This window comes from Novosphingobium sp. 63-713 (genome assembly GCF_001898925.1).
Taxonomy (GTDB): domain Bacteria; phylum Pseudomonadota; class Alphaproteobacteria; order Sphingomonadales; family Sphingomonadaceae; genus Novosphingobium.
This window is the reverse complement of the sequence record NZ_MKVS01000026.1, coordinates 504,557-519,249: the sequence shown is the minus strand read 5'-3', so window position 1 is coordinate 519,249 and position 14,693 is coordinate 504,557. Positions and strand designations below refer to the sequence as shown.

Below are 14,693 nucleotides of genomic sequence, written 5' to 3'. Positions count from 1 at the left end.
GCCTGCCCATGATTAAACGATATCATCCATAGATGCTGCCGACAAAGGGGTTGGTCAGCATCTCATGGCCGAATGTGCTGCATGGCCCATGGCCGGGGACAAAAGTGATGTCCTTGCCCAGGGGCCACAGCTTTTTGGTAATCGAATCGATCAGTTGCTGATGATTGCCGCGCGGGAAATCGGTGCGCCCGATGCTGCCCTGAAACAAAACATCGCCCACGATGGCCAGACGCGAAGGCTCGTGAAAAAACACCACATGGCCCGGCGTATGGCCTGGACAGTGGATCACCTGAAACACCAGTTCGCCCACCGTGACCGTATCGCCATCGACCAGCCAGCGGTCGGGCTCAAAACTTTTGCCCGCCAATCCCATCCGCATATTGGGATTGTCCAGCCCCTCGATCCAGAAGCGGTCATCCTCATGCGGCCCTTCGATGGGCAGGCGCAGATCCTGCGCCAGAACGCCCGCCAGCCCGCAGTGATCCATATGCCCATGCGTCACCAGCAACTTTTCAAGGGTCACGCCACGCGCCGCAACCTCGGCCTTCAGCTTGTCCAGATCGCCGCCCGGATCGATCAGCGCCCCGCGCATGGTTTTCGTACACCACACCAGCGAGCAATTCTGCTGGAACGCGGTGACGGGGATGAGGTGGATGCGCAGCGGCGGTTCTCCGCTTGCACGCGTGTCAGTAGGTTTGCTTTCAGCCATGACGGAAATCCTAGGGCCAGTCGGCCGCGAAGGCCAGTAGAGATAGGCGCAGGCTTCGCTATATATACTCTATCGACTTAGTAAGGATTACCCGATGCGCCTTCTCCTCGCCGCCGCCGCGCTTGTGGCCGCCCCCGCCATGGCCGCCCCCGCCCCGCGCCTGCCCGAAGCCAGCTTTGCCGCCCTGCCCCAACCGCTGCCCCTGCCCTATGACGAGGCCGCCGATGCGCACAAGGATGTGGCCGCCGCCATCGCCCGCGCGAAAAAGGCGCATAAGCTGGTGATCGTCGATCTGGGCGGCAATTGGTGCGCCGATTGCCGCATTCTGGCCGCCACCATGGCTCTGCCCAGCCTGAACCCCTGGCTGAAGAAGCACTATGAACTGGTGACGGTCGATGTGGGCCGCTACACCAAGAATCTCGACATCGGCGCCACCTATGGCGTGACGCGGCCCAAGGGCGTGCCTGCATTATTCGTGGTCGATCCGCGCACCAACAAGCTGCTCAACCCCACCACCTCGGTGACGGCGCTCTCGGATGCACGCTCGATGACGCCTCAGGCGCTGGCCGACTGGCTGGCGCAATGGACCAGGTAAAAGAGGCTGGTGGGCGGTTTTAGAGCCGCCCCCCCTTCCACACCACACGGCCGATCACGGTCACGTCCTCGGGCGCCAGATCAATCGGATCATAGGCCGGATTGTCGCTTTTCAGCCGCACCCGCCCCGGATGCCCCATATCGATTCGCTTGACCAGCACATGGTCTCCCACGCGCACCACATGGATGCCATCGCGCAGGGCGCGGCGTGAGCGGTCGACCAGAATTTCATCGCCGTCATTGAGCACGGGATGCATCGAATCCCCGGCCACCGCGATCGTCGTCAGATCGGCCGAATTCAATCCCATGCTTCGCAGCCAGTCATGCGAAAAGCGCAGCGCGCCAAAGGGCTGCTCGCCCCCGGCCGTCGCCCCCGGCCCGGCCGATGCATCAAGCGCAAGGCGCGGAACATCAACCCAATGCGCTCGCACAGGTTTTCCTATGGGGGCGACAGATTTTTCCTCCATCCCGCCCAGCCGTGATTCGTCCACACCAAAGAACTGCGCCAGTTTTCGCCGGTCCCTCTCCTCCAGCCTGCGCGGACTTCTTTTCTTAACAAACTGCTGTAAATAGCTGGGATTACGTCCAATTAGTGACGACAGAGCCGCCAGACTGACCCCGCGCTCGGTGGATAGAGCCATCAAAGTGGTTCGGGCATTTTCCTGTTCCATGTCCAAACTCTTAGCATAGGAAATTTCCTAGACAAGAGGGCGGAATAATGAGAACAAATGGGCAACAGATTTGCCGAATCGGACGAATCACCAACGGAGTAAAGGGGGTTTCATGCTGTTGCGAATGATTGAGGATTTCCTGCGCCGGACGGGCATGCCGTGGACCAAGTTCGGGCGCATTGTCGCCCATGATCCGCGCCTTGTCGGCGACATGCGCAATGGGCGAAGCCCGCGTCCCGATCTGGCCAATCGTATTGAAATTTATATCAACACCTATTCGGAGATGCCTCATGCGCTTTGATTTTCGCACCAGCAACGACATTGATGCCCAGCGCGTCGCCCTTTTCAGCCCCGCCGCCCGCCTGAACCCCGGCAAGGGCGTTGGCGCCCCCCGCGCCCGTGTCCGCCACCCTTCGGTGCAATTGCTCGATGCGGTGATGCGTCTGGCGGGCGAATATGGCGAACTGATTTCGCATGGCGAACGCCCTTGGGCCAGCGCCACTTTCCACGGGACGCGCCATACGATCACGCTGCTTTTCAACGGCAAGGAGGGCGCGGCGGGGGCCGATGAATTCATCGCCGCCCTGCCCGAGCATGAATTCACCATCCGGGGCCAACTGGTCGCCGACGCGGTGGTGTCCGAGGTCACGCATGTGACCTTGCCCACCGAACGGATGGTGGTGGAAGCAGAACTGCTGATGCTGGCGGACGACTGAAGCGCAATTTAACAGCGCAACTCTCCGGCGGGCAAGGGGCGTGGCGCCCCTTGCATAGCCATCAGATCAAGCAGTTTTGACAATAAAACAAAGCCGATAGAACAAAGACTGCGGCGTTTCAGCCCAGCTTCCATTCCCATCCCAACGGGTCGCCATCCATTGCCTCCACGCCGCGCGCGGCCAGTTCATCACGCAAAGCGTCGGAACGGGCAAAATCCTTCTCCACCCGCGCTTCCTTGCGCTGGGTCAGCACCGCTTCGATCTCTCCCTCGGTGATCGTCGCGGATTTGGGCCGCAGCCGCAGATCGGCCCGCTCCAGCCCCAGCAGATTGAGGCCCAACACATTGTCCATCGCCGTGATGGCGCCCAGCTTTTCCACCGCGGGCACCTTCTTCATCGATGCCACCTCTTCCAGCAGCGTCAGGGCCACCGAAGTGTTGAGGTCATCGCTGATCGCGGCATCGAAACGCTCCATCAAGGGCGCGATCTTCTGCCCCCATCCGCCGATCGCGGCATAACCGGCGTCCGCGCATTGCGCCTTCACCTGCGCCGTGGCCATCAACAGGCGCTTCAACCGCACCAGCGCCGCGCCCAAGCCTTCCCAGCTAAACTCCAGTTCGCTGCGATAATGCGCCTGAAGGCACATCAGGCGATAGGCCAGCGAGTGATAGCCCCGGTCGACAAGCAATTGCAGGCGCAGAAACTCGCCCGAGGATTTCGACATTTTCCCGCTGCGCTCGACCAGGAAATTGTTGTGCATCCAGAACTGCGCGCCCGAATGAGACGCCACATCCAGCGAACCACACCCGCACGCCGCCTGATTCTGCGCAATTTCATTGGGATGGTGGATTTCGCGATGGTCGATCCCGCCGGTGTGGATGTCGAACGGAAAGCCCAGCACCTCGCCGCTCATGACCGAGCATTCCAGATGCCAGCCCGGCGCGCCGCGGCCCCACGGACTGTCCCATTCCATCTGGCGCGTCTCGCCCTGCGGCGTCTTGCGCCAGATGGCGAAGTCGGCGGCATTGCGCTTGCCGTCCACCTTTTCGATGCGGCCCTCGCCCTCCTCGGTATGGGCGCGGGCAAGGCGGCCGTAGTCGGCCACGGTCGACACGTCGAAATAGAGCCCGCTTTCCAGCTCATAACAATGGGCTGCCGCGATTTTCTTAGCAAATTCAATCATCTGCGGCACGTAATCGGTGGCGATGGTCCATTGCGCGGGCTGACGGATATTTAGCGCGCGCACGTCGGCCCAATAGGCCTGCTTGTAATGCTCTGCGATGTCCCAGATCGAGCGGGCCTCTTTCGCGGCCATCTTCTCCATCTTGTCCTCGCCTGCATCGGCATCATCGGTCAGATGGCCCACATCGGTGATATTGATGACATGGGTCAGCTTCAGCCCCTTGAACGAGAGCGTCCGGCCCAGAATATCGGCAAAGACATAGGCGCGCATATTGCCGATATGGGGATAATTATAAACCGTCGGCCCGCAGGAATAGACCCTCGCCTCGCCCGGATGAACGGGGGTGAAGGTTTCCATCTGGCGGGTCAGGCTGTTGAACAGCTTGAGAGGATTCTGCTCGGTCATAACCGGGGGCGTATGCGCGCGCTCCGGCAAAGGTCAAGAGGGCGCGGGCGTGCGTAAAGCCACCCGCGCCATTTTCATTAATGCGCGGCAGCCGGCGTGCTGACGGTAACCCCGGCAAGCGTGGCGATCTCTTCAGGCTTGAGAACACCTTCGCCATAGGACTTGGGATCGGACAGCGAGAGCTTCTTGTTGCTCCGAAAATCGGCTTCTTTGGCGGGAAACAGGTCGGGCCGCCCGGCCATGATCCCCATCTTGATCCGACAGCCGACATACTGAACCTCGTCGGCTTCCAGCTCCAGTGTCACCTGATCCTTCGCTTCGCTGGACACCGAAAAGCTGTGCTTGCCTGGCTCGGCGGCATAGACGAAATAGCGCCCAACGCCCATCGAGCTGATCTTCTTGTCATTTTCCGACACCGCACAGCTGATGGCCGCGCCGAAGATCGAAGCGCTGCGATAGAACACAACCAGGCCCTTGCCCTTAGGAGCGGGAGGCACCACCATCATCAATTCAGGCGGGGTGTCGTAGGCCATTGCCGGAACGGACAGGCCACCGACAGCGGCGGCGGCAAAAATGGCCAGGTGTTTTAAACGCATCGAAATCCACTCCCTTTGTGAAACGTTGTTGGGCCGGGCCGAGTTCAGGGCTCGACTGAAAAATCAGCCGCCAACTTGGCCTCGGCATAGGTGCCGGAGGGCACAACCACTTCCTTGCCCTTCATGAACCAGCCGAGCATGGCGGCGACCGGAACCGTTGCTGCCGACGCGATCATTATGCGATTGACGTCCTTGATCGAACTTTTCCCGTTTTCCGACAAATGCATCGAACGCAGGCGCACCTGATGCCCATTTACATCCAGCCAACGCGCGGCAAGGATCAGTTCGCCCGGCCCGCCGCTCATGCTCGACTTCTTCGCATGGACCACCTCACCCTCGCCGGTGGCCCCTGCCGGAATGATGGTCTTGCCGTCCAGCAGAACGGGATCGACAAGGCGAATAGGGAAATGGGCATCGGGCTTGGAAATGGCGCTTCCCTGCGCCTCAAGGATCTCGATACGTACAGGCGTAAGCGCGGGGACAACGCGAGGCGTGGCCTGTACTGGACCGGGCGACGCATCCTGCGCGGAAAGAATACCGGAAGGAAGCGCAAGACAGCACACTGCCAAGCGCAAAAATGCCCTAGTCATGAAATGATAACCCCCAGATTGTTGGAGGCTATCGCCCAATCTCATCTTTGGCAATTAGCAAAAATGCAGATCATGCATCCTCGAACAGGCCCGCCAATTGTTCGATCATCGTGCCGCCCAGTTGCTCGACATCCATGATCGTCACCGCGCGGCGATAATACCGCGTGACATCATGGCCGATGCCGATGGCCACCAGTTGCACCGGCGATTTATTCTCGATCCAGCCGATCACGCGGCGCAGATGGCCTTCGAGATAGCCCGCCGCATTGACCGAAAGCGTGCTGTCATCGACCGGCGCGCCGTCGGAAATCACCATCAGGATGCGCCGATCCTCGGGCCGCGAGAGCAGGCGGTCATGCGCCCATTTCAGCGCTTCCCCGTCGATGTTCTCTTTGAGCAGCCCCTCGCGCATCATCAGGCCAAGATTCTTGCGCGCGCGGCGCCACGGTTCATCAGCCTTTTTATAAACAATGTGGCGCAAGTCATTGAGACGGCCCGGATGCGCAGGCTTACCCGCCGCCAGCCACGCCTCACGCGATTGCCCGCCCTTCCACGCGCGGGTGGTAAAACCGAGGATCTCGGTCTTGACCCCGCAGCGCTCCAATGTGCGCGCCAGAACGTCAGCCGAAATCGCGGCGATGGAGATCGGCCGCCCACGCATCGACCCCGAATTGTCGATCAGCAGCGTGACGATCGTGTCCTTGAACTCGACATCGCGCTCGACCTTATAGCTGAGCGAGGAACCGGGCGCGACGACGATGCGCGACAGGCGCGCAGCATCGAGAATGCCCTCTTCCTGATCGAAGTCCCAACTGCGGTTCTGCTGCGCCATCAGGCGCCGCTGAAGCCGGTTGGCAAGCCGGGTGACGATGCCCTGCAAGCCCTTCAGCTGCGCATCCAGATAGGTGCGCAGGCGCGTCAGTTCATCATCGTCGCACAGATCATGCGCGGCGACCACTTCGTCATATTTCTCGGAAAAGACCTTGTAATCAAAGTCATTGGGCAATTCGGTCCAGGGGCGGTTCGGGCGGGTGGGCAGCATGCCCTCCTCGCTGTCCTCGCCCTCGTCGTCCATCTCGCCCTGATCTTCGATCTCGCTCTGCTGGTCGCTGTCGCCCTGCTCGTCGCCCTGGCTGCGGTCGGCGGCCATTTCGACGGGCTGTTGCTCTTGGCCCGGCTGATCCTCGTCCTGCTGCTCTTCCTTGTCCTGCTCGGCCTCTTCGTTGTCCTCATCCTCGCCGGGCTCGTCCACGGCTTCGGGTTGGGTCAATTCCAGATGGCGCAGCATGTCCAGAGCAAGGCTTTGAAAAGCCTTCTGATCGCCCAGCTTGTCGGCCAGCGCGGCAATATCGCCGCCCGCCTTTTCCTCGATAAAGGCGCGGCGCATTTCGACGCCACCCTTCGCCATTTCCGGGATCGGCTGACCGGTCAGCTTCTCACGCAGGATCAGCGCCAGCGCGGTATGCATCGGCACCTGCTCTGCGCGTTCGGCGCGGGCGATGGCGTCTGTTGCCATCCGCATATCCAGCGCCGCGCCCAGATTTTCGCGCATTCCGGCATAGTCATTGGCCCCAAGCGCCTCAAAGCGCACGGTTTCCACCGCATCATAGGCGGCGCGGGCCACCGGCTCCTGCGGCGCATTCTTGCGGTGAAGCACCTCATTGTGGTGCTTCAATCGCAGCGCATAGGAATCGGCGAAACCGCGCGCCTCCATGGCGGCTGCGCGCGGAATGCCCCGCCCCGGCATCGGGACACGAAAGGTCGTGCCCGTCTGGCTCGGGTTATCGGGGCTCCAGTTCACCTCAATGTCGCCCCGCTCGGCAATTGCCCGCGAAGCGCCGGTCAGCGCAGCCTTGAAGCGGTCGAGAGGAGTGTCCTCGGCCAATGTCTATCCCTTGATTCTATTAGAGGCTTTGGCCCGTCTTGGCCCAGTCCGCCATGAAGCCTTCAATACCCTTGTCCGTCAAGACATGCTTGACCAGACCCTTGATGACGGCCGGCGGTGCGGTCATCACATCGGCGCCGATGCGCGCGCATTCCAGCACATGCACACCGTGGCGGATCGAGGCCGCCAGAATTTCGGTGGCGTAGTTGTAGTTGTCATAGATCAGGCGAATGTCGCGGATCAGTTCAAGGCCATCAAAGCCATTGTCGTCATGACGGCCGATGAAGGGCGAGATGAACGAAGCGCCCGCCTTGGCGGCCAGCAGCGCCTGATTGGCCGAGAAGCACAGGGTCACGTTCACCTTGGTGCCGTCGCCCGTCAGCGCCTTGCAGGTCTTGAGGCCGTCGATGGTCAGCGGCACCTTGATGCAGACATTGTCGGCGATCTTGCGCAGGATTTCGGCCTCGCGCATCATGCCTTCGTGGTCGAGAGCGATGACTTCGGCCGAAACCGGGCCATCGACGATGCCGCAGATTTCCTTGGTGACTTCGAGGAAATCACGGCCCGACTTGGCGATCAGCGAAGGGTTGGTGGTCACGCCATCCAGCAGGCCCGTGGCGGCCAGTTCCTTGATGTCGTTGATTTCTGCGGTGTCGACGAAAAACTTCATGGGTGGTCCCCTGATTGGCGCGCGCCCACGGAGGGTGCGATTCTGTAAAGCGGCTGAGGACCGCCTATAGGCAGGTGCGGCGCGATACCCAACCCCCTTTACTGGCCTTGCGGTTCCTATGCACCCGCCCCATAGGGAAGCCATGACCCGCGCCCGCCTGCTTGTGATGAATTCCGCCCTGCCGGTGCTGGATTACCGCGTACCCCATGGCATGGAGGTCGAACACGGCAGCGTGGTGATCGCCCCACTGGGGCCCCGGCAAGTGATGGGCATCGTGTGGGAAGCCGACCGCCTGCCCGGCGAGGAAGTGGGCGACAATCGCCTGCGCCCCCTGCTCTCGGTGCTGCCGGTGCCGCCTTTGCCCGCGCCCTTGCGGCGGCTGATCGAATGGACGGCGGATTATTATTGCGCCTCGCTGGCCTCGGTGGCGCGTATGGCGCTGTCCTCAACTGCTGCGCTTCAGGGCGGGCGGATGATGACGGAATATCGGTTAAAACCCGATGCCGAACCGCCAAAGCGTTTAACGCCCCAACGCGCCGCCGCGCTGGAGGCTTTGCAAGGCGCGCAGGGCACTTTGCGCGAACTGGCCGAGGCGGCTGGTGTGACCGAGGGCGTCTTGCGCGGCATGGTCAATGGTGGGATGATGGAAACGGTGCGGGTCGATCTCGACCGGTCCTATCCGCGCGCCGATCCTGAATTTGATGTGCCCGATCTGTCGGATGGGCAGCAAGAGGCCGCCGATCAGATGGTCGATGCGGTGCGCGGCGGATTGTTCGCACCGTTCCTGCTCGACGGCGTGACCGGATCGGGCAAGACCGAAACCTATTTCGAAGCCGTAGCCGAGGCGATCCGGCTGGGGCGGCAGGTGTTGGTTATGCTGCCTGAAATCGCGCTGACGCAGAATTTCCTGCGCCGTTTTGAGGCGCGCTTCGGGGTGGAGCCGGTGCTGTGGCACTCCAGCCTCAAATCCGCCGAGCGCCGCCGGGCATGGCGCGCGATTGCCGGGGGTCAGGCGCAGGTGGTGGTGGGCGCGCGTTCGGCGCTGTTCCTGCCCTTTCCGCGTCTCGGCCTGATCGTGGTGGATGAGGCCCATGAGGTCTCGTTCAAGCAGGATGATGGCGTGCGCTATAATGCGCGCGACGTGGCGGTGATTCGCGCAAGGTTTGAGAAGATCCCCGTTGTGCTGGCCTCGGCCACGCCTGCGCTCGAAAGCCTGACGCTGGCCGAGGCGGGCGTGTACAAGCGGATCATCCTGCCCGACCGTTTCGGGGGCGCGCAATTGCCCGACATTCAGATCGTCAATCTGATCCAGCATCCGCCCGAACGGAACCACTGGATTTCCCCGCCCCTGGTCAAAAAGCTGGTGGAGCGGCTTGAGAAGGGCGAGCAATCGCTGCTCTTCCTCAACCGGCGCGGTTATGCGCCGCTGACGCTGTGCCGGGCATGCGGCCATCGGTTTCAATGTGATACGTGCAGCGCGTGGCTGGTCGAACACCGCCTCTCGCGCCGCCTCGCCTGCCACCATTGCGGACAGGAGCAGCCGATGCCCACCGCCTGCCCCGAATGCGGCGAGGCGGATTGTCTGGTGGCCTGCGGGCCGGGGGTGGAACGCATTGCCGATGAGGTGGCGCAGATCCTACCCGAGGCCCGCGTGGCGCTGGTGACGTCGGACACGATGAATACGCCGGATAAGGTGGCCGAATTTGTCGCGGCGGCCGAAAATAAGATGATCGACGTGATCGTCGGCACGCAATTGGTCACCAAAGGCTATCACTTTCCCGACCTGACGCTGGTGGGGGTGATCGACGCCGATCTTGGCCTTGAGGGCGGCGATCTGCGCGCAGGCGAGCGGTCCTATCAACAGATCGCGCAGGTGGCCGGGCGCGCGGGGCGCGGCGAAAAGCCGGGCGAGGTGCTGATCCAGACCCGCCACCCGACCGCGCCCGTCATCGCCGCGCTGGCGGCTGGCGACCGCGACGCCTTTTACGAGGCCGAGGCCGAGGGCCGCCGCCATGCGGGTGCGCCGCCTTTTGGCCGCTGGGCCGCGATCATCGTGTCGAGCGAAGAAGAATCCGAGGCCAAGGAGGCCGCCCGCGCGATTGGCGGCACGCGGCCCAACCTGCCCGATGTGGCGATCCTCGGCCCCGCGCCCGCGCCTTTGTCCTTGCTGCGCGGACGTTATCGCTATCGGTTGCTGGTCAATGCCAAGCGCAGCGCGGAATTGCAGAAGGTGCTGCGCGAATGGCTGGGCGCGCTCAAATTCCCGCAAGGGGTGCGCGTCAGCATCGACATCGACCCTTATTCCTTTGTGTAAACACCCTCGCGGGCCAGCAACTCCTTCTTCACCCCCTCGCCCCAGGCATAGCCGCCCAGCGCGCCATCGCCCCGAATAACCCGGTGACAGGGGATCAGCACCGCGACGCGATTGGCACCATTGGCGCTGCCCGCCGCGCGGCAGGCGGCCGGGCGACCGATCGCGGCGGCCAATTGGGCATAGGACCGCGTCTCGCCCGCCGGGATCTGGCGCAGGGCGGCCCAGACGGCCTCCTGAAAGGCGGTGCCGCGCACGTCGAGGGGAATGTCCGAAACCTCGCCGGGCGTCTCCACGGCGCTTAAAGCCCACGCAAAGAGCGTTTTGAACGCCTCGTCGCCCTCCACCAGTTCGGCCTTGGGAAACAGCGTGCGCAGATCCTCCACCCCCACGCCAAAGGCCAGACGGCATATCCCGCGATCCGTGGCCGCCACCAGCATCGCGCCCAAAGTGGTGGGCATCACCGCCCAGTGAATGGTGACGCCCTCGCCACCCTTGGCCCATGCCGACGGGGTCATGCCCATGCGCTCCTTTGCATTGCGATAGAAAGTGGATGGTCCGCCAAAGCCCGAGGCATAGATCGCATCGGTGACGGATTGCTGCCCCAGCACCTGTCCCGCGCGCTCGATCCGGCGGGCGCGGGCATAGGCGGCAGGCGAGAGGCCGGTGGCCCGTTTGAAGATTCGCTGGAAATGCGACGGGCTATATCCGGTCGCCTCGGCCAGATCAGTTAAGGAAGGCGCATCATCGCCCATCATGCGCAGCGCGGCCTCGATCGCCGCCGCGTCGCGCCCCGCCTCATCCGGGCGACAGCGCAGGCATGGGCGGAACCCATCGGCGCGCGCCGCATCGCCATCGGCAAAGAATCGGACATGATCGCGCAAGGGCCGCCGAGCCGGACAGGACGGGCGGCAATAGATGCCCGTGGTCGCAACCGCGAAAACGAAGCGGCCATCGGCGCCCTTGTCGCGCGCCACCACGTTTTCCCAAAAAACTTCTGTTTGATCGTTGTCCATGGAAAACTGCCTAGCACAGGTGCGCAGGCGATACTTCCCACCCCTTGCGATCAAAGTTTTTTCGGGCAAACTGACGCATAGGAATGCATCGCGCATTTCTCAGACAAACGGGCCGACTTTGCGCTCGACCATGGACTTTGGAATCAGGTGGCAATGGGCCGCTTGCATCGCGCGGTAATCGTCGCTATGCGCGCCGCCCAAGGGGGACAGATACGCAGTTTAACCCTGCGTGTCCTTTCCTTTGCGAACCGGCATAGAGCCTTCCGGCAAGAGGGGACGTAAAAGCGTGGACAATTCCGCCGGCATTACTGCCAGTCTTCAGGGGCGCTACGCGTCCGCCCTGTTTGAACTGGCGCAGGATTTGGGCGTGGTAAGCGCCGTGGAAGCGGACCTTGAGGCGCTGGGTGCGGCAATTGCCGAATCCGACGACCTGTCCGCCCTGATTCGTAATCCGCAGATCAGCCGCGATGCGGCTGGCCGTGCGGTCGAGGGTGTGGCCGGGGTCCTTGGCCTTGGCGAGGTTACCCGCAAATTCCTTGGCGTGCTGGCTGCTGGCCGCCGCCTTTCGGCCCTGCCCGACATTCTTCGCGCCTTTTCCGCCATCGCGGCGGCCGCGCGCGGCGAAGTGACGGCGCAGGTGACCAGCGCCCACCCGCTGAGCGACGATCAGTTGGCCGCCCTTTCGGGCAAGCTGGCTGCTCGTGAAGGCAAGGCCATCAAGCTGAAGACCAGCGTCGATCCGGAACTGCTTGGCGGTCTGGTCGTGCGCATCGGCAGCCAGCAGATCGACAGCTCGATCCGCACCCGTCTCAATTCTCTCGCCCAAAAGATGAGGGGCTAACAGGCCCCTCCTAAAGGGTCGATTGCGGGGCCACGGCCCCCAACAAGGTTCGATGAAAGGCTGAACATGACAATTCGCGCCGCTGAAATCTCGAAGGTCATCAAGGACCAGATTGCCAACTTCGGCACCGAAGCCCAGGTTTCGGAAGTCGGCTCCGTGCTCTCGGTGGGTGACGGTATTGCCCGCATCCACGGTCTGGACAAGGTTCAGGCCGGTGAAATGGTGGAATTCGCCAATGGCGTTCAGGGCATGGCCCTGAACCTCGAAGCCGACAATGTCGGCGTCGTGATCTTCGGCTCGGACAGCGAGATCAAGGAAGGCGACACCGTCAAGCGCACCGGCACCATCGTGGACGTTCCGGTGGGCAAGGGCCTGCTGGGCCGCGTGGTTGACGCGCTGGGCAACCCGATCGACGGCAAGGGCCCGATCATTTCCGACACGCGCAGCCGCGTCGAAGTCAAGGCTCCGGGCATCATCCCCCGCAAGTCGGTGCATGAACCCGTGCAGACGGGCCTGAAGGCCATTGACGCTCTGGTTCCGGTTGGCCGCGGCCAGCGCGAACTGATCATCGGCGACCGCCAGACCGGCAAGACCGCCGTGGCGATCGACACGTTCATCAACCAGAAGGCCGTTAACGCCGGTGATGACGAATCGAAGAAGCTGTACTGCATCTACGTCGCCGTGGGTCAGAAGCGTTCGACCGTTGCGCAGATCGTGCGTCAGCTCGAAGAAAACGGCGCGATGGAATATTCGGTTGTGATCGCCGCCACCGCTTCGGAGCCCGCTCCGCTGCAGTATCTGGCGCCCTACACCGGTGCGGCCATCGGCGAATTCTTCCGCGACAACGCCATGCACGCCGTGATCGTGTATGACGACCTTTCCAAGCAGGCCGTGGCTTATCGTCAGATGTCGCTGCTGCTGCGTCGTCCCCCGGGCCGTGAAGCCTATCCCGGCGACGTGTTCTATCTCCACTCGCGCCTGCTGGAACGCGCTGCCAAGCTGAACGATGACATGGGCGCCGGTTCGCTGACCGCTCTGCCGATCATCGAAACGCAGGCGGGCGACGTGTCGGCCTACATTCCGACCAACGTGATCTCGATCACCGACGGCCAGATCTTCCTTGAAACCGGCCTGTTCTATCAGGGCGTCCGTCCGGCCATTAACGTTGGTCTGTCGGTGTCGCGCGTGGGTTCGTCGGCTCAGACCAAGGCGATGAAGAAGGTTGCCGGCTCGATCAAGCTGGAACTGGCCCAGTATCGCGAAATGGCTGCCTTCGCTCAGTTCGGTTCGGACCTCGACGCTTCGACCCAGAAGCTGCTGAACCGCGGTGCGCGTCTGACCGAGCTGCTCAAGCAGGCTCAGTTCTCGCCGCTCGGTTTCGAAGAGCAGACCTGTGTCATTTTCGCTGGCACCAACGGTTATCTGGACTCGGTCCCGACCAACCGCGTGACGGAATATGAAGCCGAACTGCTCAGCTTCCTGCGTTCGCAGCATGGCGACCTGCTCGACCTGATCCGCAACACCAAGGATCTGGGCGACGAAGCCAAGGGCAAGCTCAAGGCCGCTCTGGACGCTTTCGGCAAGCAGTTCGCTTAAGTCAGGTCTAGCTACGAAAGGTAGTTGGCAATGGCCAGCCTTAAGGAACTCAAAGGCCGGATCAACTCGGTCAAGTCGACCCAGAAGATCACCAAGGCCAAGCAAATGGTCGCGGCGGCGAAACTGCGTAAAGCGCAGTCCGCTGCCGAGGCCGCGCGCCCCTATGCCTCGCGGCTGGCGGGCGTTGTCGCCAGCCTCGCCTCGCGCATCGTGGTCAGCGAAAGCAGCCCCAAGCTGCTGGCCGGTACCGGCAAGGATGCAGTGCATCTGCTGGTGGTGGCCAATTCGGATCGCGGTCTGTGCGGCGCCTTCAACTCGAACATCGTCAAGGCAGCACGCCTGAAAGCCAAGGCTCTGGAAGCCGAAGGCAAGAAGGTGCAGTTCTACCTGATCGGTCGCAAGGGCCGCGCGGTTATCCGTCGCGAATTCCCCAATGCGATCATCGGCGGCTTCGACACCACCACGGTGCGTGAAGCGGGCTATGCCGAAGCCGATGCGATCGCTGCCGAACTGGTGGCGCTGTATGATGCAGGCAAGTTTGACGTAGCGCATCTCTTCTTCAGCCGCTTCCGCAGCGCGCTGTTGCAGGAGCCCACGACGCAGCAGATCATCCCCGTTCCCGCTCCCAAGTCGGAAGTGGCGGCGGACTCGGTGGTCGAATATGAGCCGGAGGAGGAGGAAATCCTCGCCGCTCTGCTGCCGCGCTATCTGAAAACGCAGCTTTTCGGCGCTCTGCTGGAAAATGCGGCCAGCGAACAGGGTGCATCCATGACCGCCATGGATAACGCCACCCGCAACGCCGGCGACCTGATCAGCAAGCTGACCATCCAGTATAACCGCAGCCGTCAGGCCGCGATCACCACTGAACTCATTGAAATCATCGCGGGCGCCGAAGCGCTCTGACGACGAC

15 protein-coding genes are annotated in these 14,693 nt (G+C 62.4%); 7 read left to right on the top strand and 8 right to left on the bottom strand.

What is annotated here, in order from left to right:
* Nucleotides 1-22 precede the first annotated feature (22 nt).
* On the bottom strand, nt 23-709 hold the full coding sequence (locus tag BGP00_RS13360; protein ID WP_292689655.1) for an MBL fold metallo-hydrolase: 687 nt from the start codon (nt 707-709) through the stop codon (nt 23-25).
* Between the two features lie 94 nt (nt 710-803).
* On the opposite strand from BGP00_RS13360, the gene BGP00_RS13355 reads away from it, so the two are divergent.
* Complete coding sequence (locus BGP00_RS13355; RefSeq protein WP_168605238.1) at nt 804-1,304, top strand: thioredoxin family protein; 501 nt, start codon at nt 804-806, stop codon at nt 1,302-1,304.
* Nucleotides 1,305-1,323: 19 nt separating this feature from the next.
* Here the strand turns inward: BGP00_RS13355 and BGP00_RS25400 are convergent, their stop codons facing one another.
* On the bottom strand, nt 1,324-1,734 hold the full coding sequence (locus BGP00_RS25400) for a S24 family peptidase (RefSeq protein ID WP_366522326.1): 411 nt from the start codon (nt 1,732-1,734) through the stop codon (nt 1,324-1,326).
* 352 nt (nt 1,735-2,086) lie between these two features.
* On the opposite strand from BGP00_RS25400, the gene BGP00_RS13345 reads away from it, so the two are divergent.
* Both BGP00_RS13345 and BGP00_RS13340 read left to right on the top strand, forming a co-directional pair.
* Nucleotides 2,087-2,275, top strand: a complete 189-nt coding sequence (locus BGP00_RS13345; RefSeq protein WP_168605236.1) for a hypothetical protein — start codon at nt 2,087-2,089, stop codon at nt 2,273-2,275.
* On the top strand, nt 2,265-2,690 hold the full coding sequence (locus tag BGP00_RS13340; RefSeq protein ID WP_246870328.1) for a hypothetical protein: 426 nt from the start codon (nt 2,265-2,267) through the stop codon (nt 2,688-2,690). Before BGP00_RS13345 ends, BGP00_RS13340 begins: the two co-directional genes overlap by 11 nt.
* Before the next feature lie 118 nt (nt 2,691-2,808).
* Here the strand turns inward: BGP00_RS13340 and cysS are convergent, their stop codons facing one another.
* The 5 genes from cysS to fsa all read right to left on the bottom strand — a co-directional run bounded on the left by cysS (nt 2,809) and on the right by fsa (nt 8,019).
* A complete protein-coding gene (cysS, locus tag BGP00_RS13335) occupies nt 2,809-4,278 on the bottom strand; it encodes a cysteine--tRNA ligase (protein ID WP_292689653.1) in 1,470 nt (489 codons plus the stop codon).
* Nucleotides 4,279-4,355: 77 nt separating this feature from the next.
* Nucleotides 4,356-4,874, bottom strand: a complete 519-nt coding sequence (locus BGP00_RS13330; protein WP_292689652.1) for a DUF2846 domain-containing protein — start codon at nt 4,872-4,874, stop codon at nt 4,356-4,358.
* A gap of 44 nt (nt 4,875-4,918) precedes the next feature.
* The gene (locus tag BGP00_RS13325) at nt 4,919-5,464 is read right to left on the bottom strand and encodes a hypothetical protein (RefSeq protein ID WP_292689651.1); all 546 of its coding nucleotides are present in this window, start codon (nt 5,462-5,464) and stop codon (nt 4,919-4,921) included.
* A gap of 70 nt (nt 5,465-5,534) precedes the next feature.
* Nucleotides 5,535-7,349: a cobaltochelatase subunit CobT gene (gene cobT, locus BGP00_RS13320; RefSeq protein ID WP_168605232.1), complete on the bottom strand. Its 1,815-nt coding sequence runs from the start codon at nt 7,347-7,349 to the stop codon at nt 5,535-5,537.
* A 19-nt stretch (nt 7,350-7,368) separates the two neighbouring features.
* The gene (gene fsa / locus BGP00_RS13315; RefSeq protein ID WP_168605231.1) at nt 7,369-8,019 is read right to left on the bottom strand and encodes a fructose-6-phosphate aldolase; all 651 of its coding nucleotides are present in this window, start codon (nt 8,017-8,019) and stop codon (nt 7,369-7,371) included.
* A gap of 142 nt (nt 8,020-8,161) precedes the next feature.
* Here fsa and BGP00_RS13310 point away from each other — a divergent pair, with 142 nt between their 5' ends.
* Nucleotides 8,162-10,333, top strand: a complete 2,172-nt coding sequence (locus BGP00_RS13310; RefSeq protein WP_292689650.1) for a primosomal protein N' — start codon at nt 8,162-8,164, stop codon at nt 10,331-10,333.
* Here BGP00_RS13310 and ada read toward each other — a convergent pair.
* Nucleotides 10,318-11,346, bottom strand: a complete 1,029-nt coding sequence (gene ada, locus BGP00_RS13305) for a bifunctional DNA-binding transcriptional regulator/O6-methylguanine-DNA methyltransferase Ada (protein WP_292689649.1) — start codon at nt 11,344-11,346, stop codon at nt 10,318-10,320. The genes BGP00_RS13310 and ada overlap by 16 nt on opposite strands.
* Nucleotides 11,347-11,632: 286 nt before the next feature.
* Between ada and BGP00_RS13300 the strand changes: the two genes are divergently transcribed.
* The 3 genes from BGP00_RS13300 to BGP00_RS13290 all read left to right on the top strand — a co-directional run bounded on the left by BGP00_RS13300 (nt 11,633) and on the right by BGP00_RS13290 (nt 14,686).
* Nucleotides 11,633-12,187 (top strand): F0F1 ATP synthase subunit delta, encoded by a 555-nt coding sequence (locus tag BGP00_RS13300; protein WP_168605228.1) that lies wholly within the window; start codon nt 11,633-11,635, stop codon nt 12,185-12,187.
* 66 nt (nt 12,188-12,253) lie between these two features.
* Nucleotides 12,254-13,783 carry a F0F1 ATP synthase subunit alpha gene (atpA, locus tag BGP00_RS13295; protein WP_168605227.1) on the top strand — a complete coding sequence of 510 codons (1,530 nt, stop codon included), beginning with the start codon at nt 12,254-12,256 and terminating at the stop codon, nt 13,781-13,783.
* Nucleotides 13,784-13,813: 30 nt separating this feature from the next.
* Complete coding sequence (locus BGP00_RS13290) at nt 13,814-14,686, top strand: F0F1 ATP synthase subunit gamma (protein ID WP_168605226.1); 873 nt, start codon at nt 13,814-13,816, stop codon at nt 14,684-14,686.
* The last annotated feature ends 7 nt before the right edge of the window (nt 14,687-14,693 follow it).